The following is a 22,471-nucleotide window of genomic DNA, read 5'->3' as shown; positions in this document are numbered from 1 at the left end:
AACTGGATATGAAAGGAAATTTTCGCAGGGGGGATCCCCCCTGACCCTTGAAAACCATTCCTATCCATTGTCCCAATGGATATCCTACAACCTTTAAAGATAATTACACAAACTTCTTGACGCTACCCCGTATGGGGTGAGCGGGCCTCCATTAAGTGTACAAAATCCCACTAAAGCCCGTTGAAACCAGAATTCCAGCCCATTAGTGTTACTTTTTACACTTCGCTTCAGTCCCACATGAATTAATTTCCTTTCGTTCCATCCGCTTTTTCAGGTTCGCCGGTTCCATTTATATATTGGGAAAAAGTAAACCTAATCTGACGGATCAGTCTCCAGCGTGCTGATCCGCCCAAAATAAGTGTAGATAATCAGACTGTTGAGAAAATAGCTTTTTTTGAGGAGATCAGAATAATAAACCTTTGATTTTATAAGGTGTTTACTAATCGGAAATCATTAAAAACCGGGTTTCTCAACAGTCTGAGATAATCCCACTAATCAACGCTGCACAACAGTTGCCCGCCTATTTAGTTATACTTCCGCTTAGCTCTGCTGCTGCATCGAACTTTCTCTTCTCAAGATGTCCCCACAGGGCCTCCAGCGGGAAAGATGAGGCTCATTCACGGCCTTAAATGTACACAAGCTATATATTTCACCCGGCCCCGAACGCTTAGCGGGCGTAGCGTTCCCGCAGCACCCGCGCCGCCTCCAGTACGCGGGAATCCGCGTACCGGAGGCCGTACCCTCCAGCCTGGCGCAGCAGGGCGGCAGGCTGGAGCCGGACGCCGCGCCGGTCCAGAGCCTGGCGGAATCCTTCGGCGAACACTGCCGCCGAAGCCGGTCCGCCAAGCTCGCCAAGCGCAGCCAGCGTCTGCGGGCTGACGCGCGGATACGGCAGCGCGTCATCACCGTCCGCGGCGGTATCGTAGAAGCCGCGTATCAGTTGCCCGCGCTCCGGGCCGGAGCCGGAGACGATCACGAACGCGTGCACGAAGTACGCGCTGCTCTGCCTCCGCTGGGCAATGCCGCAGAACTTGCGGCCGCCGATGGCCAGATCGAAGTCGCCCGGGCAATACGACCCGGCGACCTCGCCCGCCCGAATCTGCGCCGCAGCCTGCGGATGGCTGACTGCAACAGCCTCCGTAATCAGCGACGCCAGCAGCCGGAAATCATCGTGGAAGTCCAGCTTGCCCGGACTTTTGCGGAGCAGCAGCGATACGTTGACGATGCCCGCATCCAGCGGGACGGCCGCCCCGCCGGAGTGGCGGACCGCTGTGCGGAGGCCCTGCCGCTCCAGCGCGGCCATCGCTTCAGCCGCGCGGGGCAGCTTGCTGTCGCGCAGGCCCAGTGCCACGCCGCCGGGATGGCTCCACAGATGCACAGACGGCGGAACGAGGCCTGCCCCCACATCCCGGCAGAGCGTCTCCTCGAACGCAAACGGGAGCAGCATATCACCGGCGGCCACAGCCGCCTCTTCCGCCATTGTTCCTTCGGCGGCGGCCTCTGCCGCCCCCGCATAGGCTCCCTCCGCATGTTCAACCTTAACCAGATGCTCAAAAAGCGCCATAACCGGCGGAAGGAGACCTCCCTCTGTTTTTATCTGCGCCTGCGGCTCTACCTGCCGCTGCTTTTCATACGATTGGCTTTTCATAATATGCCCTCCCGCCGAACAGCTCCCTGTCCTGTGCTCATCTCTCTATCCGCATATTCAATCTGTGATCCAACAATAATCCCATTGTAACCGATCAATGGTCCGGCAGCGAAGCCCAGGCAGTATTACGAATTTGAATTGGCTTCAGGATAACGTTATTCTTAGGGTACGAGAGCATTAATTTCCGCGCCAAGGTTCAGGCTATAGACAACCCTTTAAGGAGTGATTCCGCATGACGGACCTGCAAGCAACGAAGGACGGGCAAATCAGCAAGGCGGGGCAATGGGAGCTTGCACTCAACAAGCTGTACATCAACTACCGCGATTACAGCAAGGATGCGCTGCTGGAGTTCGGCGATGAGGATATTCACCAGGCCAGGGTGAACTGCCGCAAGCTGCTGACACTGCTGTCCATTCTGGACCCGGAGCAGCTGGTCACAGCAAAGCTGTACAATACCTTCAAGCAAGCGCAGAAAAGGCTCGGCAAGGTCAGGGACGCCGATGTACTGATTGAATCCTTCAAGGACAGACGGAAACAGGCCAAGGAAGACGGAAAGGGCAAAACCGCCAAGCTGCTGAAGGCCGTCATCCGGCATCAGAAGAACCGGCGGAAGAAGTACCGCAAGAAGCTGGCCGACAAGCTGCCCAAGCTTAGCGGCAAAGAGCTGAACGGACAGTGGGAGGCCTTCCTTGGCAGCGATCTTGAAGACCTGGCGGCAAAAAGGGATGCGAATGTGGTCATGCGCGAGCTGGAGGTCGCCTTCGAGCAGAAGAAAAAGATCTGCAAAGACCTGTTCAAGGGTCCTGACGCCGAATCCAAGAAAGCCTTCGACGCGCTTCATCAGCTGCGGATCGCCGCCAAGGAATTGCGGTATACCGCCAGTGCGGCTAGCTTTGCGCTCGACCAGAAATTTCATGCCCATGAGGAAATCTACAAAGATATTCAGGAGCAGCTAGGCACCATTAACGATAAACGGGTATGGCTGGAAATTCTTCAAGCCATCGGACGCGGCGAGCTGGGAGCCGGACGCAAGGCATGGGCTGAGTTGACGGACAGCCTGAGTGCCGAAGTCCTTGAAGCGTTGCATCACAATGAAGTGGTTCAGTTCCCGGGGAAATCCGTCTAAGCTGATAAGAACCCGGCAATGAAAACAGGGTGGCTCATTTTCGCAGGGATGCCGGAAGCTTCGCACTTAAGGGCTACAGCAATCCTGCGGCCCATAGCCCCCCTCTCTTGATCATCTGCCGGAAGGGCTCTACGGAAAAGGAAGGAAGATGATGGCCGGGCATCAGATAAACTACACGCCCCAGGCCGAATTCGTGGCACCATGCTGCCGCCCGCATAGCCCCTTCATGCGGATACTCTGCCAGAACCGTTGTTTCAAAGTACGGCTGCATGTCAAAATAATACGGCTCGTCCTCAATGACAAAGTCGTCGATCCCTTGCACAATCGGATGCCCTGTAGCGGGAATTGTCATCTTAAGCGGGGTGTAAGCCGGATGATGGGTGAAATGTGCTCCCAGCATGACCCCCAGCTCCTGGTTCCGCTGCAGTGAAATTCCGTTGTGTACAACCAGCAGGCCGCCGCCGCCGGCTACATAGGAGAGCAATGCCCCGCTCTGTTCAGGAGCTATTTTATCGTCCGAAAATTCTGTATACGCTATCACAAGCTTGCAGGCCGACAGGCTGTCCTTATTCAGCAAGCCGTAATCTTCGGCGGAGTGTACCTGAAGCTCTCCGGCAAACAGCTCCTCGAACACGCGGTCCACACCGGTAAACGGGTGATATTTAACCTTCGAATAGCTTCCAAGCGCAAGTGCCTGTAGCTCTGCCATTTCCTTCACACCTTTCTTCAAAAAAGAGTGGTCCTACCAGGGCCAGGGGTTGCCGTCAAGATCGAGATAAGCCGGCTCCTCCCCCATATGCTTTCTATGCTCCTGCACAATGCCCATAATTTTGCGCGCGGATTCTTCGGGCGGAACTGAAGCTTCCTCATTCTTCTCGCCGCTCATATAGGATTGCAGCCAGCCCGGATGAAAGACCATCACCTGGCCGCCCATAACCCGCAAGTGATTGTGCAGCAGGGAGGACTGCATATTAAGCGCCGCCTTGGACATGCAATAACCATACATGTTAATCCGCCGATTGCGGCTGATGCTGCCGGCTTCGGAGGATATATTGACAATTAATCTATGCTTGCCCTGCAGCAAAAGGCCCATCAGCGCGTTGCTGACCCGCAGTGAGCCAAGTGTATTTACATTATAAATGCGTGCCAGCGCGGTGTCATCCATATCCACCAGCATGGTTGCATCATCCGCCTGGTCAATGATTCCGGCATTGTTAATAATCAAATCCAGATGGCCGGTGCACCCGGCAATGCTTCGAGCCGCGCGCTTCACGCTCTCGCTGCTGCCGACGTCCAGCGGGATCAGAATTAATTGCTCCAAATATTGCTCTTTCAGCGTTTCCAGTGCCTGCGATTCTTCGAGGTACCGTCCGGCAAAAACCGTGTATTTATTCTCCAGAAGCCAGCGCACAAGGAAAAAGCCTAGTCCCCGGTCTGCGCCGGTAACACAAGCGAACCTTTTCATCAATTGGACAATCCCCCCTTGTTAGAATTAGTACACTTGTACTGCCATACCCCATACACCTTAGCATGGCAATTGCCATTTTTCAATGTCCATTGCCGGACTGCTGTGCCTGACATATCTTCTGAATCTCCTTTTGATTTAATTTTGAACTATGTTACAATCAGGAATATCATTGTTAACAACCGAATTGTTAGCAAAACAAATGACCAGGAGGGATCCCAATGTCCATTCAACAAATCCACAGTCTTGATGAATTGCATCAATACATTGCGCAGCCCGGCAAAAAGCTGCTCTTCAAGCATAGCACTACCTGCCCGATCAGCGCCAAAGCTAACGAAGAATTCCAGGCATATGTCGAAGGCTCCGGCACTCCCGCTGCCGTGGTTCATGTAATTGAAGACCGTCCGGTTTCCAACCGGATTGCCGAGGACTTCGGCATCAAGCATGAGTCCCCGCAAATCTTCCTGCTGGAAGACGGCGAGGTCCGCTGGAACACCTCCCACTGGAAAATTACCCGCGATGCCATCAAGGAAGCTGTGAGCCGATGAGCCAGCCTGTAATCATCTATTCTACCGCGAATTGCAGTGACTGCAGCCAGGTGAAGCAGCTGATGAAGGAGCGGGGGGTTCCTTTTGAAGTCAGAGATGTTATGACGAGCACGGTCTATCAGGAAGAGGTAGAGAAGCTCGGCTTCATGGGCGTTCCGGTTACGGTTGCCGGAGCACATGTCGTCAAAGGCTTCAATCTGCCCGGGCTTACAGAGCTTATTGCCGCCGCTAAATAGCGCACAAGCCTGCTGGCGCGAATACTGCAGCACGCCAATCCATTGTCTTATCAATCAATAAAAAGGTATCCGGGAGCGGCTTGCTCCCGGATACCTTTTTATTCTGTCTGCGGAAAACGCAGGCTTCCTCCGGCAGTGCCTGGTCAAGCGCAGAAATTCCACACCGGTGAGCGCTGCGCCCGGCACCCGCAGCCGCTTGGCATCGGCCGGATCTACCCCCGGAGCTGCACACCGGCGCCGTTCATGCCGTCAGGCGCGGCAATGCCGTTCCTTTGCGGCTCCCCGGCAATCGCGCTGCCGCTATTCCATTATCCACCTCATATAAATGAAATTATCATCCCCGCCTGTCTGCACCCTGATGTGCCGGCTCCAGTGGCCGCACAATGGGTGCTGCGCCTTTTCTTTCGGCAGGCCTTATTTTCACTCTTCACGGTAATACTCGTTCAAGGCCGGATAGAGCTTAAGGTACCTTGCATACAGACGTTCATAAGCTTCGTGCCGGTCCTGCGAATATGGAATAGAAGCAGAGGTGCTTACAATAGAAAGTGCAGCCGTTTCCGCAGATGCAAACATTCCGGCTCCAACCCCGGCGAGCATGGCCGCACCGGCTGCAGCGGCATCCCTGTTATCCAGGATGGCAGCCTCCTTGCCCAGCACCTCGCCGATCATCCGGCACCAAACCGGATTCCGGCTCCCGCCGCCGCCGATATTGACCTTCCGCACCTCATATCCCCCCTGCTCAAACTGCTCCATGTTCTCCCGGATGTTGTAGGCTACACCCTCCATAACCGAATGAAGCAGCAAGGCCGGACTCTGGCCTGTAGACAAGCCCAGCCAGGAAGCCCGGTCGCGCGGGTCAAAATACGGCGTGCCGCTGCCCAGCAAAAACGGCAGAAACAGCAGCCCGTTGCTTCCCGGCGGAATCTGCTCCATCTGGGCAGACCACCCGGCCAGCTCCTCGTAGTCGGCTGCCTTCATGCTCCCTTTGCCGGTTAACAGCCTGTAGCCCCAGTCAACGCCGAGGCCGCCGGTGAAGACACTTCCCATCGCATAGGTGGAATTCAGCATTGCCGATGGATGAAAGGTCACCCGCCCAGCCATAGCCTTGCTGATCCCCGGCACGCTCATCACAACTTGGGCTGAAGTGCTGAGAGTGACCGCAAGCGTTCCCTTCTGCACGGCCCCGGTACCAAGCTGGCTGCAGGCCATGTCCGCTGCACCGGAAATGACCGGGGTGCCCGCAGGAATCCCCGTGGAGCGTTCAGCCGCTTCGCTTACCCTGCCAACCTGCGCATGGGAAGCATGGAGCACCGGAAATACGGAAGGGTCCAGCCCCAGCTCGGCAATGAGCTCCTGATCCCAGTCACCGCTTACCCGATTATACAGCAGGCTGTTGCCCGCATCCGTAGGGTCCGTCCCCCTTTCACCCGTAAAGAGAAAGCGGACATAATCCTTCGGGAAAAGAATACACCGGGTCCGCTCCAGCACCCCGGGATGCTGCGCTTTGATCCACAGCAGCTTTGATACGGCGAAGGCGTCTACAGGCTCGTTGCCGGTCAGTTCAACAAACCGCTCCAGATAGGACTCCCGCAGAAATCGGGTCTGCTCCTGTGAACGTGTATCCGCGATCAGAATGCCGGGCAGCAAAGGAATTCCGTCGGCGTCCAGCATGACAGGAGCACTCATATGGCCGGAGAACGAGAGAGCAACAATCTCCGCATTTCCCGTTTGCTCCAGGCATTTCCGGGCCGCCTGGAAAGAGGCTCTGCCCCAGTCCTCCGGGTCCTGCTCCATCCAGCCCGGGCGGGGCGATGAGGTCATATAGAATGCGGAGGCTGAAGCCCGGATTGATCCCTGTCCGGTCATCGCAACCACCTTCACAGCCGTTGATCCGATATCTATGCCCAGCAGCAGTTTTTCACCCAAAGTTATCCCTCCAGCCTTTATTGTAAATGCGCCGTTACAAATGCTTGATCCGCTTCCGGTACTGCTCGATATATTCTGTATTCTGCTCTGCCCCGCCGGGAATATTGCCGCTGACATAGACCGGCGGTGTAATTCCGCGTTCAATCAGCTTCTGCGCCGCATTCGTCATGACCATATTCAGTATGACACTGCCGACGATGGTTGAACCCGAGGCCATCTTCATGGAGGAGGAGGGAATTTGCACAAGCGCGTCTCCGTGCGGCAGATGGTTGTCAATCACCAGGTCGGCAATCTGCCGCAATTGCTTGCCGGACGGATGGCGTGAAGAATCCCCGAAATATGATGAAGAGCAGAGGGCAATAACCTTCAGCCCTCTGGCCTTTGCGGCAAGCGCCATTTCAACCGGAAGACTGTTGACCCCTGAATTGGAGATGACGATCATTACCTCTCCCGGAACGACTGTATAGTTGGCAAGAATATGCTCGGCGTAGCCCTGCATCCGTTCAATCTTGGAGCTTTTGACGGCGCCTTCGTGAAGCATCAGGCTGGTTTCAAAGATCGGATTGATCGGCACCATTCCTCCTGCTCTGTAGAAAAAATCCTCAACCAGCAGATGCGAGTGGCCGCAGCCGAACAAATGGATAAGTCCGTCCTCCGCGATAACGTCAGCGACCCATTCAGCCGCTGTATTAATCGGAGCCTGTTCCTGTTCTTCGACGATGTGAATCTGTTTAATAATCTGGCTTACGAATTCATCAGCAAGCATAGTCATCCTTGTATCCCCTCTCACCCGGTTGTTGTATCTTTCTCTTTCTGCTCTATCCGATGTTCTGCGGAATGCCCAGGCTGCTGAATATATGATGTGCCCGGCGGACATGCTCCGCAGCCCGGGACAAGGCAGGCTGCCCGTGGCCCGGCAGCAGGATTTCCGGCTCCAGCCCCGCCAGCAGCCCCATGCTGGCCGCAAGCTTGTCCAACCGGAAATCATGGGTGTTCAGCATGGAAATCCGGCCGCCGTACATCACGGTATCCCCGCTGATCAGAACCGGCTCCCTCCCTCTTCCCTCCATATAGAAGCAGGTATCATAGGCGGAATGCCCCGGTGTATGCAAAACCCTGAAGGCATAGCCGCCAATTCGCAGCGTATCACCAGAATGAAGCAAGAGCTCTGCGCTGCAGGGATTCCAGCGGTAATTTCCAGGATAGAAGCCCGCCTCCACTGCGCGCGGGAGATCAATCCCGGCTTCGTCGCCCGCTTCCAGAACAGCGGCTGCCTCGTCCAGCAAAGCAAGCTTGGCCCCGGTACGGCGCTTCAATTCAGCGGCGCCTCCGGAATGGTCGGCATGCAGATGGGTCAGCAGAATATGCGAGATATCGTGCAATGCAAAGCCATGATCCGTAATATTCCGGCAGATTTGATCCACCGACTGTCCGGCTCCGCTGTCAATCAGCAACGCGCCTGCTCCCGTATGGATTAAGTAAATATTGCAGTCAGCCCCGTCTGTCCAGTCAAAGCCGAGCTTGCCGCTGCCGACCAAATATATATCTTCGCTGATCCTCATTCCTCAGGCTTCACCTGCACAATCATCTCCAGCTCCACCGGCGCGCCGAAGGGCAGCTCGCTTGTGCCGAGCGCCGCCCTGGCATGGCGGCCCGCCTCTCCAAATACTTCTATCAAAAGCTCGGAGGCCCCATTAACAACGAGCGGCTGCTCTCCGAAATTTTCCGCCGAACGCACGTATCCGATTACCCGTACAATACGCTGCACCCGTTCCAAGGAGCCCAGGACCGCCTCAATCTCACCCAGACAGTTGAGCGCCGCGAGCCGGGCCGCCTTTTGGCCGGTCTCGATATCCAGGTCTGCCCCGAGTCTGCCCGGGTACTGCATGATGCCGTTGATTTCCGGAGTCTGCCCTGAGATGAACAGCAGCTCTCCCGCCTGCACGCCGGGGACAAATTGAAATCTCGGCTCTGTCTTTGGAATCTGTATATGGAGACGTTTCAGATGTTCAGCGATGGACATGCTCTGCACCTTCCTTCTTCTCTCCGAGATGGATGACTGTCTGGGTTCGGGCCGACTCCACAATGGCATCGGCTATCTCGATCACATGGACCGAATGGGACAAAGGCATAACCGGAGAGGCTTCCTTCCGGGAAATGCTCTGCACGAAATGCTCCAGCTCTCCCCGTATCGCTCCCCCGATTCCCTCAGGTCCAAGCGGCCATAATGTCGTTTCGGGATATTGCAAACCGGCTGCGGTCCAGATGGATAGTCCCTGATGGGCCAGCTGATACCGCGCCGTCGCGTCCTCCCCGATCACCTCGATCCGGGCGTCAATGGTCCCGCCCAGCTCCAGCGCCTCCACCAAATTCTGCGGCGCTCCGTCCGGCACCAGCCAGCTGGAATCCAGCGAGGCCGTGATCCCATTCTCAAAGTACAGCAGGGCAGAGAAGAGATCCGGGTATTTATACCCGCTGATATGGCTCTCAAAGGCTGACACCCTAACGCAGCGGCAACCGGCATACCACAGCATCAGATCCAGCTCGTGCACTCCGGACTCATATACCGGATGAATCCGGTTGCCGAAGCCCTGAAACCAGCTGCGGCTGAAATCCCGTTGGCTGCGGATGGCCGCAATCCGGCCAAGCCGCCCCGAATCAACGGCCCGTTTGATGGTGAAATACGGCTGGCTGAACCGTGAAATGTTCCCTACCATCACCTGCTTTCCGGATAAGGCCGCCGTTGTTTCAATCTCCTGTGCCTCGGCGAAGCTGACCGATAAAGGCTTTTCCACGATGACATGCTTGCCCTGGCGCAGGGCGGACAACACCAGAGCGCCGTGCGACTTCTCATCGGAGACGATGTCCACCGCATCCAGATCGCTTCTCCTGATCAGCTCCAGCGGATCACCGTAGCAATCTTCCGGGCCAACCCGGCACTCCGCAGCGGCCGAGTGCAGCGCCTGGCGGTTGATATCGGCGATCGCCGCCACCTCTGCGCCGGAAATCTGCTGCAGCACTTTCAAATGAAGCCTGCCGAACCGGCCTGTGCCGATCAGCCCTATCCGCAATTTCCCCATATGCTCACCTCACCCTTGGGTTTTACTTGACAGCGCCTGCCGTCAGACCCTTTACGAAGAAGCGTCCGACAAATGCAAAGAATATAACGACGGGAAGCAGAGTCAGCACAGCTCCGGCGGTCGTCCAGCCCCAGCGCACCGTATACTGGCCCATAATGGCATTCAGTCCGATTGGCAGGGTCCGCAGCTCCTCGCTAGTAATAAGCACTGAAGAGAAGGCGAATTCTGTCCAGGAAGTAATGAAGGCATAAATGGAGATGGTGGCGATTCCGGGACCGATCAGCGGCAAAATAATCTGCAGCAGCGTGCGCATCCGTCCCGCTCCATCAATCGCAGCGGCCTCGTCGAGGGCAACCGGCACAGAGTCGAAAAATCCCTGCATCAGCCACACCGAAAACGGCGCCGCGAAGGTAACGTTAATCACAATAAGCCCCCATAGCGAGTTGACCAGATGAAGATCCGACATCATTTGGTACACAGGAACAAGCAGCAGGGTGCCCGGAAAAATATATGTGGCCAGAATCAGCCGGGACACCAGCTTCCGCCCGGCAAATTTCATCCGGTAGATGGCATATCCGGCAGGAATAACGATCAGGACAGAGCAGATCATCGTTCCGAGTGCGACCAGCACACTATTGGAAAGATTGGTCAGATAGGAGGTCTGCTCCAGCAGTTCCCGGTAATGCAGCAGAGTAAGCGCCTTGGGGAGCAGGTCCGGCTTCAGAATCTGGTCTGCAGGCTTGAGGGACGACACTATCACCCAATAGAACGGAAAAACAATCAGGAAGCTAATCAGAATGCCAAAGAGATAACGTACTGCCTTCACGCGGGGTCACCTGCTTTCCAAGTTAAAATATCGGGTTACGCCTAATCTTCCTTGGGAGTGCTGTATTTAATAAACACCGAAACGAAGATGATCAGAAAGAAGGCGGTAATAATTGAAGTGGCCGATGCCTTGCCAATCTGGAACGACTCGAAGGCCTGCTGATAGATAAACACCGGAACCGTAGTTGTGGCTCCAGCCGGCCCCCCTCCGGTCAGAATATAAATGGTGTCGAATATATTGAACGACCACAGTGTCCCGACTACTCCAAGCGCGAACGTAATTGGCCCGAGCGAGGGGAAGGTGACCTTCCAGAACTGCTGCCATTTGCTCGCACCGTCAACATCGGCGGCCTCATAGATTTCATGTGAAATGGTCGACAGGCCCGCCAGTACGATCACCGCCATGAACGGAAACCAGTGCCAGGTATTGATGAAAATTGTAACGGGAAGCGACCAGGTATTATCCCCGATCAGGTTGATCGGCTTATCAATAAGATTCAGAGACTTCAGCACATGATTAAAGATTCCATACGAGCCATTGAAGATCCATTGCCAGAAGATCCCTACGACAATGGTTGGAATCACCCACGGGATGATCATCCAGGTTCTCGCCCAATTGGCAAAACGCGAAGGCTTGTTAAGCAGCAGAGCAATGGCAAAGGCCAGCAGCGTCTGTGCAATGCTGTTGCCCAGCACCCAGATCAGACTTTTGGTCCAGGCACCCCAGTAAGCAGAAGAAGTGATAGCTTCCTTATAATTGTCAAAGCCTACATAAGAGCCTTTGGTGCCGACAAATCCGGTGTTATAGAAGCTTTCCTTAATCACATTAAATAAGGGAAAAAAGATGGTGACCGCGATCCAGATAACGATCGGGGCGACTAGCAGGTAAGGCACCAGCTTGCCGAGTATATTTTTTTTGCCCAGCACTTCCATGTTCTCACTCCTCCAAGCCAGCATGCATTCTTGTAGAAATAAAGCGGGAACACCGTTCCCGCTCTGTTCAATGAACTCATGAATCCTCTATTTCACAGCGGCTTCTATCTGGGCTTGTCCCCATTTGACCGCATCGGCTGCAGACAAGCCCTTGCTTGTCATTTGCTCCAGCGTTTGCGCAATATAATTCGGCCCGGCCACTTTGCCGATTTTGCTGGATACGCCATCCGTGAACCCGAACAGTGCACCTTTGCCCGCAGCTTCAATCAGCACCTCAACCTGGGATTTATACTTGCTGATCACAGGATCATTCCAGAAGCTGTCGGCTTGGCCGCCATCCTCCGTCACGGGCAGGAACAGGCCCGGCTCCGCATTTACGAAGCTTCCGTAAGTCTCAGGCTCGAACAGATATTCAAAGAACTTGGTAATGGCTTCTTTTTTCTTGGCATCGTCTGTCAGAACCATAATGCCGTTAGAGTAATAGATGCTGCCTGCCTCGCCGCCATCGGCAACCGGCATCGGCACTACGCCCAGATCACTGGCCGGACGGCCGGATTCAGCCTCAAAGGTGGAGAGGTACTGGCCTTTTTCGATGGCCATGGCTGCGGTGCCCGCATTAAACTGCGCCTGCGGCTCGCCCCATTGGTAGGTGTTGCTGTCCGGCGGGGAGAATTTCAGCAGATCACTGTACATTTGATAAGCTTCCACAGTCTTTTCATTGTCAAAGGTAACCGTGTTGTCGCCGCCGAGAATGCTTTTGGCACCCGCCGTGACCAGGAAGCTGTAGAGCACCTGGTCGGTGGCCATGGACTTGGAAGCCGGCAGGGCAATGCCGTATTTATCGCCGGAGGTGAGTGCTTCAGCGGCCGATTTCAGCTCATTCCATGTAGCGGGCGGCTGAATCCCCGCAGCGGAGAGAAGATCACCCCGGTACCATAACGCCTGAACCATTCCGAATACCGGAACTGCCCAGGTATGGTCTTCATATTGGTAAGGAGCCAAGGAAGAGGCCTGGAATTTATGGGCAGCATTCAGAGATTCGATAATGTCATCCACGGGCTGAACCACACCCAGCTCTTTGATCAGAGTTGTATAATCGGGAATTGTGAAGAGCAGATCAGGACCATTGCCGGCCTGGATGGCCGCAGGGAATTTGGAATAGGCGTCGCCCCAGCTTTGCACCTGGGCCGTAATTTTGATATCGGGGTTGGCTGCGTTGAAGCCATCCACAATTTCCTTGAAGCGCGCTACCCGGTTGGGCGGCTCTTCCATATGCCAGAGTGTCAGTTCCGTTACAGTACCGCCGTTATTTCCGCCTGTTGTATTTCCGTTCTCCGGTGCCGCATTATTTACGTTATTGCCCCCGGATGAACATGCCGTAAGCACGACCTGCATCGCCGCCAGCATTCCAACCAGCGCAACCCAACCCTTTGATCTCTTTTTCATCTTCTACTCAACTCCCGTTTTCTCAAAATTTATCGCTGCGGTCATGTCTTTGATGCCATGGCCTGTTACGACTGCGGTGACAAGTTCTCCGGCACGGATGGCGCCGGAACCGCAAAGGGCTTCCACCGCCGCTACGGCGGTGACAGAGGACAGTTCGGCAAGAATGCCTTCACGCTCTGCCAGCATTCTGCGGCAGCGGAGGATTTCCGGATCGCTTACGCCTACGGCTGCTCCGCCCGACTCCCTGATCACAGCCAGGGTTCGCGTTCCGTCCTCCGGATAGGTGGACAGCGGATCGGCGATCCCCGAAGCCAGGGTCGCCGTGCTTCCGCTCCAGGGGCGAACCTCCTGCTCACCCGCCTGGAAGGCCCGGACGATCGGCGCACAGCCTGAGGCTTGTACTCCAACCATGCGGGGCAGCCTGTCAATAACTCCTGCAAGCAGCATTTCACGAAACCCTTTGTAGCAGCCTGACAGCAGAGGTCCGGCCCCGACCGGAATAATGATCCAGTCGGGAACGGTCTGCAAAGAAGCAAAGATTTCATACGCCAGAGTCTTGTTGCCCTCGACAGCATATGGATTCAGATAAGTGGAAGTCAGATTAAAAGCTCCAAGCCTGAGCGCTTCGCCTGCCGAAGCCGCATAAGCATCACTGAAGCTGCCGGTGACCGTCTCAAGCACGGTCCCATAGGCCTTCATAGCCTCCAGCTTCTCGGCAGGAGCGGCGGCTGGCACATACACTGTGCAGCGTAACCCGGCCCGGGCAGCATAGGCGGAAGCGGCAACTCCGGTATTTCCGGTGGATGCGCACACCACCTCTGTCAGCCCAAACTGCCTGGCGGCGGTTAAGGCCACGGAGAGCGGACGGTCCTTAAAAGCAAGGGTCGGATTGGCGGATTCATTCTTCAGATAAAGCCGGAAGCCGCCGGTTGTACTGCCCATCCGCCCGGATGGAAGCAGCGGCGTCCCTCCTTCTCCGAGCGTTACAGGATCTGTATCCGGAAATACCGGAAGCAGCTCCCGGTATTTCCAGATGCCTGGAGAAGTTCTGGCGGCCATCCGTTCGAACGGCAGGCGGCTGAAGATAGCCTTATAGTCGTAGGACACTTCCAGACTGCCTCCGCAGGCACGGCATCGGTACAGCGGCAGGGCAGGATGGCCGGTACCGCAGCGGGTGCAGGTTAGCCAGAAGTCGTACACGCTGCCATCTCCTTTCAAGAGGCTCCCCCGCAGAGGGCGCAGGCGCTGCGGATATACATCCGGCAGGCTTGCAGGAGCTGCTTCGTCTCAATGAATTCTTCATCGGAATGGGCCTGCTCGATGGAACCGGGCCCGCAAACCACGGTATCGGCACAGAACTGCTGCAGCAGCGCTCCGTCTGTCCAGAATTGCAGCCCGATGGGCGTTTCGGCTTCAGCGTGCGCTTCCCCGGCGGATTCACTGCGATACGCCTTCAGCAGCTCGGCAACCAAACGGCTGTCGGGTGGGGTCTGCATGGGGGCATGCGGCACACCGTGGAAATTATCCATGATCCGCACTTCACCCTCAAAGTCCGGGTAATCCGCCTTCACTTCCTCCAGTGTGGCAATCAGCTCCCGCAGAGCCGATTCAGCGCTTTCGCCGGGAAGCAGACGGCGTTCGAATTTCACGACCGCACGGCCGGGGACAATTACGGGCCGTGTGCCTCCTTCTATCATTCCAATATTTAAGGTGGGCGAACCAAGCAGCGGGTGCTTTCTCTGCTTGAGCAGCGGAAGGTAACGGTCCTGGATATGGCTGATCCAGCGGCTGGAGCGGTAAATGGCATTGATGCCAAGCTCCGGCACGCTGCCATGCACCGGCAGGCCAGGGAATTCGGCTTCATACCAGGCCACGCCTTTATGGGCAATGCCCACTCGCAGGCCTGTAGGTTCGCCGATGATGGCGTAATCGGCCGAGATTCCGCTGCCCGCCAGATGATAGGCTCCCGGGCTGTACGTTTCTTCGCCCACGGTGGCCGCGAAGAGAAGATCACCGTCCAGCCTCACGCCGCTCCTGTGAAACCCGGCCAGCGCCAGCATCATCGCTGCCAGCGCGCCTTTCATATCGGCGCTGCCCCGGCCGTAGATTCTGCCATTCCGTCTTGACGCCTTAAATGCATGCTCCATACCATACCCAGGTACAGTATCCATATGCCCGTTTAGAAGCAAGGCGGCGCCGGAACCGGTACCCGGAATACGGGCAATGACATTCAAACGGTTCGGCTCTGCTTCCTCTAATCTGCATTCGATTCCAAGCTCCCGGAACCATCCCGCGATGTATCCAGCGACACCGCGCTCCTGATCCGGCACATCCTGATGGCCTTCAATTTCAATCAACCGGCAGAGCAGGCTTTCGATTTCATCCGGGCTGACAGCATCCAGAACCGCAAGGATTACTCTTTCCTGCCCCATCCGAATTCCTCCAGATATTCTATGGACTCTTCCGCCACTCTATCGAAATCAGTCATACTTACTCCGGAAGGATCGCCTACACCGTATAATCCCCCGGTCTGGAATCCTTCCCATTCTACGGAGTTGCAATGCTTGAAGCCCACCTCCTTCAAAGCCTCCGCCATCTCGCGGAAATCCACGAATCCGGCGCCGAACCAGACATGCTGCGATTGCATGATATTGGGAAAACCGACCTCATCCTTGACATGTGTGACCCGGATGCGGTCTCCCAGTTTGCGGATGGCCTCTTTAACCGGCATTCTTGGCTTAACCGTCGTATAGAATGTGCCTACATCGACACAGGCATACACGTTTTTGCGGTCCACCAGCTCGAACAGCTTGAGCATATCGTCGATGTTGTTGATGAGCGTTCCCTGGATGAGTTCAATGCTGACATCGATGTTCCTGCCTGCCGCATAATCGGCAACCTCCTGAGTTGCCGTAACGACCTGCCGCCAGGCTTCCTTGCGGGTCATCAGATTGTACAGCGGCGGATCATAATATCCGTCACCGATCAACGTAACCACAGTTCCCGCACCCATATCGGAGGCTGCATCAATCGCTTTTTTAAATTTGGCTATCCCATTCTCCCGGTCAAAATAACGCGGGGTGACAAAGGTGGTATGGCAGCCAATCGAAGAGAATTCCAGGCCCGTCTCCTCCATCGCCTTGCGGATCTGCTTCACCTGTCCGTCATATTCATGCGGGTAAATCTCCTGGATCTTCGGATAGATGACATCAAATCCTTCATAGCCGTAGGAAGCAATCTTGCGGATACATAAGTCCAGTGGTTTATCCCCCCAGGAATTCCAGGCGGGGCCGGCGATTTCCAGTCTCCCCCAAGGCATGTTGGGCCATATTTCGAAGGACATTTTCAAGTGATCGGTCATTGTACAGCCTCCTTCATCGGGTTATATATTCATTTCAATGGAGAATTTGTAGCGGTCTCCGCGGTACAGCGATCTGACATACTCCACCGGACGTTCCATGCCAGCCGTATAGGTTGTCCGCTCAATAAGCATGACAGGATCATGCTGGCCGATGTCCAGAATATTGGCCTCGTCCTGCCGCGCAGAGGCGACCTCGATACTCTGTATGGCTTTTACAAGCTTCAGTCCGCAGATATCCTCCAGCATCTGGTACAACGACGCGTTCTCCATATTCATGCCGTAAAGCCCCTGCGCCAGGTCATATACGAGATAGGATCTTTCCAGAGCCAGGGGCTCGCCGTTAGCAGTCCGGACACGAACCAGCTCAATCACCCGTTCATCCTCAGCGATGCGCAGCTGCGTGCTGACCTGCTTGCTGGCCGGAATAATTTCCATGCTCACCACTTGGGCACCCGGTGCCAGCCCGCGGCTGAGCATATCCGAGCTGAAGTTGGTTAATTTCGTCAGAGGCTGCTCAATCTTCGGTTGGGAGACAAAAGTCCCTACTCCGCGCTGGCGGTATAACAGTCCTTCCTGCACGAGTTCATTGATGGCCTGCCGCACCGTCAGCCGGTTGATTTCAAAATCCTCTGACAACTCCCGCTCCGATGGAATCATCTGGTCCACTTTGTAAACATCCGAATCAATTTGATTCTTCAGATATTCCTTGACCTGATAATATAGCGGCACAATGCTGTTCTTATCTACCGCTCCTTTAGCTTTATTCAAGGGGCTCACCTCTACTTCCAGGATATGGACTAGACAGATAGTTGTCTATACCAGTTAATGTGTTAATTATATTAACACCATAAACTTTCGTCAATCATTAATTTAAATTTTATATTAAAGATATCGCTTACAACGAAAATTAATTATTATATATGTAATATTAAGTAACATGTATATCCAAAAATACACTTAACAAGATTAATTATACAATTTTAAAATCCATAATAAGGAATTTAATATCTTTATTCCCACAGGAACAAAACGGCTATGCCATCCTTGACCGGGCAGCGCAGCTGTTTGCATTTCAGGTGTACGGCTGGCTGCGGTTCTCTGGCTCTCCGATCCCCTGGCCGGCTGTAGCTCTTCCTCCCCATCCCTCCAGACTTTCTGCTGAAATCCGGCGGCTAAGCCCAAGTGGAAAAAGGAAACATACTCCCCACTTTCCCTTTTTCGCTTGCGTTAGCGGAAAAAGGAGACCTAATCGATCCGTTTCTCTCCCTTGCAGAGGAATACGCCTAATTTAAAATGAACTTGAAACACATTCATAAAAAGGTCAGCCATTTTAGTGGTAAAAAGTAACACTAAGGTAGCGCATTCAGATCCTGGATCATCCCTAGTGGGAAAAAGTACAACTAATCCACCGCATTCGAATTCCGGATCATCCCTAGTGGGAAAAAGTACAACTAATCCACCGCATTCGAATTCCGGATCATCCCTAGTGGAAAAAAGTACAACTAATCCGGCTGAAATCAGCCGTATGGGGTGAGATGGCCTCCATTAAGTGTACAAAATCCCACTAAAGCCCGTTCAAGCCAGAATTCCAGCTCATTAGTGTTACTTTTTCCACTTCGCTTCCGTTCCCTATGAACCTCCTTGCGTTTCATCAGCGTTTTCAGGTTCGCCGGTTCCATTCCTATACATTGAATTACCTTTTTGGCTCAACACCAAAATCAGCGGTTGACGATGTGAATGAAGCCCGCTGCGGGTTCAGGGGGTTCTTCCGATTCCGCTGCTAAAGCCCGGTTTCCTGATTGGAATAAGATTACAGGTGGAACATAGAACCCACAGACTTAGCACGGCTCAGGAGACTCAGCACAATTCAGCAAACTTAGCACGGCTCAGCAAACTCAGCACCATTCAGCAAACTCAGCACCATTCAGCAAACTCAGCACCATTCAGCACGATTAAGACGCATTATAATTTTCCCCTAACTTCATACCTACCTTATCCACAATTGACGAGAAGCATACTTTCCTAAACGAGAACAAACCTGCTATGCCGTCCTTCATTGGACAGCATGGCTGTTTGGGATTTCAGGTCCCCTTATTCCGCGCTTCCTCCTGCAAAGCACTCACTGGTTCGGCATGATTTAATAGATAAAAAAACTATAATTTCCCAACCAAACAAGTTGAAACGGATACCATCCTTATAAGAACGGTATCCGTTTCAGCGAGAAAGATAAGGCTAATGTATAGCGTGAAACATATAAATTCTTTTAAATAAAAGCCACGGCAGCCGGCCGCAGCTTTCTATTTATTCTCCGCTTTTCTTGCCCCTGCCGCCCTTGGTGAACCTCAGGAAAGCCATGCAGCAGCCTAACAATCCGCTGCCCAGCATCAGCGTCTGCAGCGCCCCCAGCCAGGTTGAGCCTTCCGGCCGGATCAGGCTGCTGGCGATGATCAGCAGAACGGACACCGCGACCATCAGCGGGGTTTGTCTTTTTTTCATAAACAGTACCACTCCTTATTTACTAAGGTACACTATATGCTGTGATTTCGCCAGATGAATGGCAACCGGCTGAATGCGGGAATGGGGAGACCAGCAAAAGACCCCCTCACCCTATGGCGAAGAGGTCCGGTACTGGAGTTATTGCTTGTTCTGTTGTTTCCCCATGTGCTTGTTAATGCGCGGGACTCTTGCTTCAGGCCCATCCGGCGAGCGATTCTTCTTAAATCTTGTAAGCCTTCATCGCTTTTCTGATCTCCTTGATGCTTGGGCGTTTGCCGTACATCAGGACACCGGTGCGGTAGATCTTGGCTGCGAGCCAGCCCAGTACGAAGGTCGTTGCCAGGAGAATCACAAGCGAAATTGCAATCTCCCAGAAGGCGACCTCCCCTATGCCGATACGCAGCAGCATACTGAGCGGCGAGGTGATCGGAACATAGCTGGCCACCTTCACGAGCATCGCATCAGGGGTTGAGATGCTGAACAGCGGAACGTAGAAGTTAATGAAACCGAACATCATAACCGGCATCACCGCCTGGCCCAGGTCCTCCGTCCGGCTCACAATGGAGCCTACGGCCGCATACATCAGGGCATACAGGAAATAACCCAGTACATAGAGGATAAGACCATATACAAGAATGCCGTAATTCAGCTGGCCCAAATCCAGATCAAAATCGGTCAGTACACCGGCATTATGCGGAAGCAGCAGATTGGCGGCTATACTGGCCGAGATAATGGCAATCTGCAGCAGGCCGACCAGGAAGATGCCGATGACCTTGCCGAACATTTGTGTCAGCGGCGAAGCGCTGGTAATCAGAATTTCCATGATGCGGGAGCTTTTCTCGGAGGTCACTTCAGCCGAAATCATATTGCCGGTCATTGTAATCGACATGAAGAACAGAATCAGCAGAATATACACAATCACATAATTGATAATCGGCTTGGATTCTTGGGGTTCGCTCGCGCCATCGGTTCCATCGGCGCTAAGCTGCTGGGTGGCGATGGACACCGGTGCGAACATGGCTGCTACCTGCTCCTGGGTCAGCTTATCGCCGGCAATCAGCTGCGTATTGACCTGCTGCAGCGCAGTCTGCAAATAGCTCTGTACGTCTCCATCCAGGTCTCCGTCCTTGCTGTGGTAAGTTACCGGAGGCACGCCTTCTCCGCCTTGTGCGGCAAATGTAAGGTAGCCTGCAATATCCTCGTTCTCCAGGCCCTGCTTCAGGGCGGCATCCTCCGCCGAAGCATACGCTGTGAATGTCACCTTGTCCGCTTCTTCATCTGCATTTGCATCCGCAGCATCCGCAGTTACAGGAGGCGTATAAGCAAGCAGGAGCTCGGCGGCACGGTTGCCCTGTTCGGCCACAACTCCGATCTGCGTATTCTTTGCGGCTCCATCGTCGCCCCGGAACACCTTGATGAAGTACGGAATGTTCATGCCGATGCTGAGCAGCAGCACCAGAATCAATGTTGTAATCAGGAAGGACTTGGTTCTCACTTTGTTTTTGAAGGTAAAGCCGATAATCGTCCCCATCTTATTCATGAGATTCACCCACCGCTCTGATAAAGATTTGGTTCAAGGTTGGCTCCTTGATTTCAAAATGCTCAATTTCGCTGACCGCCATCGCATGCTGCAGAATACGCTGCGCTGCGCCGATTTCGCTGATGGAGAGCACATATCCCCGCTCCTGCCGCTGCACAGCGCTTACTCCGGCGACGCTTTCCAGTCCGTTCACTTCGCCCGCTGTCCTCAGCACAACTTCCTCGCGCGGGTAGCCCTTCTTGATCTCCCGGATGTCACCCTGCACGACCGTATTGGAACGGTCGAGGATGGTAATGTTGCGGCACAGCTCCTCCACATGCTCCATCCGGTGGGTGGAGAACAGAATGCTGGTGCCCTGGTCGCGCAGTTCCCTTACGGTATCCTTGAGCAGCTCCACATTGACCGGGTCCAGACCGCTGAAGGCCTCGTCCAGGACCAGAATTTGCGGCTTGTGGACAACGGCGGCGATAAAGCCCATTTTTTGCTGATTGCCCTTGGAGAGCTCTTCAATCTTCTTATTATAGTAATCCGGAACGTCGAAGCGGTCCAGCCAATAGCGGAGGCTCTTATCCGCATCGCTTGCCGCCATGCCGCGCAGCCGGGCCAGATAGATAATCTGGTCGCTTACCTTGACCTTCGGATACAACCCCCGCTCCTCCGGGAGATAGCCCATCAGATGCTGCAGCTCATTGCTGAACGCTTTGCCGTTATAGAGAATCTTCCCCTCATCGGGATAGATCAGTCCCAGCACCATACGCATGGTCGTTGTTTTGCCGGCGCCGTTGGCACCCAGCAGTCCATAAATCTCGCCTTGCTCCACCTTCAGACTGATTCCATTCACCGCAGTCTTGTCTCCATACTGCTTCACTACTTGCTCCAGCTTCAAAGCTTCCATTCTTCTAGTCTCCTCTCTCCTGGTCAATCAGAATCGGGCCATGCCCCTGTGTCCATAAGCTTAGGATTTCATCCAGCTCCAGAATCCGGCTCTTGATAACCTTTACGCCCATATCATGAATGCGTTTCTCGTTGTGCTGTGTTTGCGGGGTAATAAATGAAGCGACGCCCGTTGTCTCCATGGAGAAATCCAGCACTCCCGGCAGCTCCGCCGCAAGCTCCCCCAGTTCTTCCTCATTCTCCGCCTGGACCCAAATCTCGCTCCAGGAGCCGAACAGGCTGTCCTTCTCGGCCATTCCGAGCAGCTGTCCCTGATGCAGCAGCACGATATAATCCGCGAGCCGCCGCACCTCTTCGACAATATGGGTGGAGATCACTACAGTAGCACCGCTCTCATCCATATATTTGCGCAATGTCTCAATCATCGCCTTCCAGGCAAAAGGGTCCAGTCCCGAGGATGGCTCATCCAGCAGCAGCAGCTGCGGGCGTGCCGCCAGGGCAGCGGCAATCTCGAACTTGCGGCGCTCGCCCTTGGACATTCGGCCCAGCCTGGCGTCCAGCGGAACCTCGAATTTCGCCAGCAGCTCCCCGAAATAGCCTTGGTCCCAAGCCGGGTACCAGTGGCGGCGGAATTCAGCCGCCTCTACGGCACTCCAGTATTTCTCCTCCGGCTGCGGTGTTTCCGGCACGTAGGCAATGCGCTGGCGGAGCGCAAGCGGGAGTCCGTCCGCATAGGGCTGCCCGTACCAGAGGATATCCCCCTCCTCAGGGAAGGTCAGCTGCAGAAGCATATGCAGCAAGGTGCTTTTGCCGGAGCCATTCTGGCCCACCAGTGCGGTAATATAGCCTTGCGGGAGCTTCAGATCAAGCGGACCTATCGTCTTGCCCTGCCGTCGCTTCTTGCTTACTTTCCGCAGCTCTATGGCCTGCTGTACCATTGAATGCCC

General features: G+C 54.6%; 22 protein-coding genes. 3 read left to right on the top strand and 19 right to left on the bottom strand.

Annotation, left to right across the window (positions count from 1 at the left end; translation table 11 throughout):
- Window positions 1-667: 667 nt before the first annotated feature.
- Window positions 668-1,648, bottom strand: coding sequence for a lipoate--protein ligase family protein (locus HYD27_RS23400; protein WP_219219110.1), 981 nt, complete (start codon window positions 1,646-1,648; stop codon window positions 668-670).
- 232 nt (window positions 1,649-1,880) lie between these two features.
- On the opposite strand from HYD27_RS23400, the gene HYD27_RS23395 reads away from it, so the two are divergent.
- Window positions 1,881-2,774, top strand: coding sequence for a CHAD domain-containing protein (locus HYD27_RS23395; protein ID WP_219219109.1), 894 nt, complete (start codon window positions 1,881-1,883; stop codon window positions 2,772-2,774).
- A gap of 73 nt (window positions 2,775-2,847) precedes the next feature.
- Here the strand turns inward: HYD27_RS23395 and HYD27_RS23390 are convergent, their stop codons facing one another.
- Both HYD27_RS23390 and HYD27_RS23385 read right to left on the bottom strand, forming a co-directional pair.
- On the bottom strand, window positions 2,848-3,483 hold the full coding sequence (locus tag HYD27_RS23390) for a ThuA domain-containing protein (protein WP_219219108.1): 636 nt from the start codon (window positions 3,481-3,483) through the stop codon (window positions 2,848-2,850).
- 33 nt (window positions 3,484-3,516) lie between these two features.
- Complete coding sequence (locus HYD27_RS23385) at window positions 3,517-4,239, bottom strand: SDR family NAD(P)-dependent oxidoreductase (protein WP_219219120.1); 723 nt, start codon at window positions 4,237-4,239, stop codon at window positions 3,517-3,519.
- A gap of 221 nt (window positions 4,240-4,460) precedes the next feature.
- On the opposite strand from HYD27_RS23385, the gene ytxJ reads away from it, so the two are divergent.
- Both ytxJ and HYD27_RS23375 read left to right on the top strand, forming a co-directional pair.
- Entirely contained in the window at window positions 4,461-4,787 is a 327-nt protein-coding gene (gene ytxJ, locus HYD27_RS23380) for a bacillithiol system redox-active protein YtxJ (RefSeq protein ID WP_219219107.1), read from the top strand.
- Window positions 4,784-5,023 (top strand): glutaredoxin family protein, encoded by a 240-nt coding sequence (locus HYD27_RS23375; RefSeq protein WP_219219106.1) that lies wholly within the window; start codon window positions 4,784-4,786, stop codon window positions 5,021-5,023. The genes ytxJ and HYD27_RS23375 overlap by 4 nt, the downstream gene beginning before the upstream one ends.
- A 420-nt stretch (window positions 5,024-5,443) precedes the next feature.
- Here HYD27_RS23375 and HYD27_RS23370 read toward each other — a convergent pair whose 3' ends face one another.
- The 16 genes from HYD27_RS23370 to HYD27_RS23295 form a co-directional block, all read right to left on the bottom strand.
- Window positions 5,444-6,949 (bottom strand): xylulokinase, encoded by a 1,506-nt coding sequence (locus HYD27_RS23370; RefSeq protein WP_219219105.1) that lies wholly within the window; start codon window positions 6,947-6,949, stop codon window positions 5,444-5,446.
- 34 nt (window positions 6,950-6,983) lie between these two features.
- A complete protein-coding gene (locus HYD27_RS23365; protein WP_219219104.1) occupies window positions 6,984-7,721 on the bottom strand; it encodes an SIS domain-containing protein in 738 nt (245 codons plus the stop codon).
- Window positions 7,722-7,767: 46 nt separating this feature from the next.
- Window positions 7,768-8,511, bottom strand: coding sequence for an MBL fold metallo-hydrolase (locus HYD27_RS23360; RefSeq protein WP_219219103.1), 744 nt, complete (start codon window positions 8,509-8,511; stop codon window positions 7,768-7,770).
- Window positions 8,508-8,972, bottom strand: a complete 465-nt coding sequence (locus HYD27_RS23355) for a RidA family protein (protein ID WP_219219102.1) — start codon at window positions 8,970-8,972, stop codon at window positions 8,508-8,510. The genes HYD27_RS23360 and HYD27_RS23355 overlap by 4 nt, the downstream gene beginning before the upstream one ends.
- Window positions 8,959-10,029: a Gfo/Idh/MocA family protein gene (locus tag HYD27_RS23350; RefSeq protein ID WP_219219101.1), complete on the bottom strand. Its 1,071-nt coding sequence runs from the start codon at window positions 10,027-10,029 to the stop codon at window positions 8,959-8,961. Before HYD27_RS23350 ends, HYD27_RS23355 begins: the two co-directional genes overlap by 14 nt.
- A gap of 22 nt (window positions 10,030-10,051) precedes the next feature.
- Entirely contained in the window at window positions 10,052-10,855 is an 804-nt protein-coding gene (locus tag HYD27_RS23345; protein ID WP_219219100.1) for a carbohydrate ABC transporter permease, read from the bottom strand.
- Between the two features lie 41 nt (window positions 10,856-10,896).
- Window positions 10,897-11,787 (bottom strand): carbohydrate ABC transporter permease, encoded by an 891-nt coding sequence (locus tag HYD27_RS23340; RefSeq protein WP_219219099.1) that lies wholly within the window; start codon window positions 11,785-11,787, stop codon window positions 10,897-10,899.
- 87 nt (window positions 11,788-11,874) lie between these two features.
- Entirely contained in the window at window positions 11,875-13,233 is a 1,359-nt protein-coding gene (locus HYD27_RS23335; RefSeq protein WP_219219098.1) for an ABC transporter substrate-binding protein, read from the bottom strand.
- A 3-nt stretch (window positions 13,234-13,236) separates the two neighbouring features.
- Window positions 13,237-14,433, bottom strand: coding sequence for a threonine synthase (gene thrC, locus HYD27_RS23330; RefSeq protein WP_219219097.1), 1,197 nt, complete (start codon window positions 14,431-14,433; stop codon window positions 13,237-13,239).
- Between the two features lie 14 nt (window positions 14,434-14,447).
- Window positions 14,448-15,665: a M20 family metallopeptidase gene (locus HYD27_RS23325; protein WP_219219095.1), complete on the bottom strand. Its 1,218-nt coding sequence runs from the start codon at window positions 15,663-15,665 to the stop codon at window positions 14,448-14,450.
- Window positions 15,647-16,594 carry a sugar phosphate isomerase/epimerase family protein gene (locus HYD27_RS23320; RefSeq protein WP_219219093.1) on the bottom strand — a complete coding sequence of 316 codons (948 nt, stop codon included), beginning with the start codon at window positions 16,592-16,594 and terminating at the stop codon, window positions 15,647-15,649. Before HYD27_RS23320 ends, HYD27_RS23325 begins: the two co-directional genes overlap by 19 nt.
- 21 nt (window positions 16,595-16,615) lie before the next feature.
- Complete coding sequence (locus HYD27_RS23315; RefSeq protein WP_219219090.1) at window positions 16,616-17,362, bottom strand: GntR family transcriptional regulator; 747 nt, start codon at window positions 17,360-17,362, stop codon at window positions 16,616-16,618.
- Window positions 17,363-18,895: 1,533 nt separating this feature from the next.
- Window positions 18,896-19,090, bottom strand: coding sequence for a hypothetical protein (locus tag HYD27_RS23310; protein ID WP_219219088.1), 195 nt, complete (start codon window positions 19,088-19,090; stop codon window positions 18,896-18,898).
- A 220-nt stretch (window positions 19,091-19,310) separates the two neighbouring features.
- Window positions 19,311-20,630 carry an ABC transporter permease gene (locus HYD27_RS23305; RefSeq protein WP_219219086.1) on the bottom strand — a complete coding sequence of 440 codons (1,320 nt, stop codon included), beginning with the start codon at window positions 20,628-20,630 and terminating at the stop codon, window positions 19,311-19,313.
- Window positions 20,623-21,525, bottom strand: a complete 903-nt coding sequence (locus tag HYD27_RS23300; RefSeq protein ID WP_219219084.1) for an ABC transporter ATP-binding protein — start codon at window positions 21,523-21,525, stop codon at window positions 20,623-20,625. The genes HYD27_RS23305 and HYD27_RS23300 overlap by 8 nt, the downstream gene beginning before the upstream one ends.
- Window positions 21,526-21,529: 4 nt before the next feature.
- Entirely contained in the window at window positions 21,530-22,462 is a 933-nt protein-coding gene (locus HYD27_RS23295; RefSeq protein WP_219219082.1) for an ABC transporter ATP-binding protein, read from the bottom strand.
- Between the last annotated feature and the right edge of the window lie 9 nt (window positions 22,463-22,471).

This window comes from Paenibacillus sp. S150, assembly GCF_019352175.1.
In the GTDB taxonomy this organism is placed as follows: domain Bacteria; phylum Bacillota; class Bacilli; order Paenibacillales; family Paenibacillaceae; genus Paenibacillus_AQ.
Note: the sequence above shows the minus strand (reverse complement) of the source record. Positions and strands in the feature narration are given on the sequence as shown.

Coding starts and splice junctions, on each gene's coding strand:
- HYD27_RS23305 (WP_219219086.1), bottom strand. CDS start 20,630: ATGAATAAGATGGGGACGATTATCGGCTTTACCTTCAAAAACAAAGTG.
- HYD27_RS23390 (WP_219219108.1), bottom strand. CDS start 3,483: ATGGCAGAGCTACAGGCACTTGCGCTTGGAAGCTATTCGAAGGTTAAA.
- HYD27_RS23395 (WP_219219109.1), top strand. CDS start 1,881: ATGACGGACCTGCAAGCAACGAAGGACGGGCAAATCAGCAAGGCGGGG.
- HYD27_RS23355 (WP_219219102.1), bottom strand. CDS start 8,972: ATGTCCATCGCTGAACATCTGAAACGTCTCCATATACAGATTCCAAAG.
- HYD27_RS23300 (WP_219219084.1), bottom strand. CDS start 21,525: ATGGAAGCTTTGAAGCTGGAGCAAGTAGTGAAGCAGTATGGAGACAAG.
- HYD27_RS23375 (WP_219219106.1), top strand. CDS start 4,784: ATGAGCCAGCCTGTAATCATCTATTCTACCGCGAATTGCAGTGACTGC.
- HYD27_RS23320 (WP_219219093.1), bottom strand. CDS start 16,594: ATGACCGATCACTTGAAAATGTCCTTCGAAATATGGCCCAACATGCCT.
- HYD27_RS23335 (WP_219219098.1), bottom strand. CDS start 13,233: ATGAAAAAGAGATCAAAGGGTTGGGTTGCGCTGGTTGGAATGCTGGCG.
- ytxJ (WP_219219107.1), top strand. CDS start 4,461: ATGTCCATTCAACAAATCCACAGTCTTGATGAATTGCATCAATACATT.
- HYD27_RS23325 (WP_219219095.1), bottom strand. CDS start 15,665: ATGGGGCAGGAAAGAGTAATCCTTGCGGTTCTGGATGCTGTCAGCCCG.
- HYD27_RS23350 (WP_219219101.1), bottom strand. CDS start 10,029: ATGGGGAAATTGCGGATAGGGCTGATCGGCACAGGCCGGTTCGGCAGG.
- HYD27_RS23340 (WP_219219099.1), bottom strand. CDS start 11,787: ATGGAAGTGCTGGGCAAAAAAAATATACTCGGCAAGCTGGTGCCTTAC.
- HYD27_RS23365 (WP_219219104.1), bottom strand. CDS start 7,721: ATGACTATGCTTGCTGATGAATTCGTAAGCCAGATTATTAAACAGATT.
- HYD27_RS23295 (WP_219219082.1), bottom strand. CDS start 22,462: ATGGTACAGCAGGCCATAGAGCTGCGGAAAGTAAGCAAGAAGCGACGG.
- HYD27_RS23310 (WP_219219088.1), bottom strand. CDS start 19,090: ATGAAAAAAAGACAAACCCCGCTGATGGTCGCGGTGTCCGTTCTGCTG.
- HYD27_RS23360 (WP_219219103.1), bottom strand. CDS start 8,511: ATGAGGATCAGCGAAGATATATATTTGGTCGGCAGCGGCAAGCTCGGC.
- HYD27_RS23385 (WP_219219120.1), bottom strand. CDS start 4,239: ATGAAAAGGTTCGCTTGTGTTACCGGCGCAGACCGGGGACTAGGCTTT.
- HYD27_RS23400 (WP_219219110.1), bottom strand. CDS start 1,648: ATGAAAAGCCAATCGTATGAAAAGCAGCGGCAGGTAGAGCCGCAGGCG.